This window comes from Psychrobacter sp. GW64-MNA-CIBAN-0177, assembly GCF_040309585.1.
GTDB lineage: Bacteria > Pseudomonadota > Gammaproteobacteria > Pseudomonadales > Moraxellaceae > Psychrobacter > Psychrobacter okhotskensis.
Genome location: NZ_JBEOOY010000518.1, coordinates 1 through 245, shown reverse-complemented (window position 1 = coordinate 245; position 245 = coordinate 1). Strand labels below are relative to the sequence as shown.

1 pseudogene is annotated in these 245 nt (G+C 42.4%); it reads left to right on the top strand.

Annotated elements, in window-relative coordinates:
* Positions 1-96 (top strand): annotated as a pseudogene (locus AAEY79_RS16060) (ribulose-phosphate 3-epimerase); the annotation flags it as partial.
* Positions 97-245: the final 149 nt, after the last annotated feature.

The following is a 245-nucleotide window of genomic DNA, read 5'->3' as shown; positions in this document are numbered from 1 at the left end:
GCAGATATGTTTGTAGCTGGTTCGGCAATTTTCAATCAACCCGATTATAAAGTGGTGATTGATCAAATGCGTGCCGAACTCGCTTCGATATCATAATTTCTTTATCCATATCCAGTGGGACTTTACATGATGCAATGGTCAAATATTCGCGCAATCGCTTTTGATTTAGATGGTACGTTAATCGACAGTGTGCCTGATTTGGCAGCGGCCACAAACGCCACATTAGCACAGAACCAATACCAACC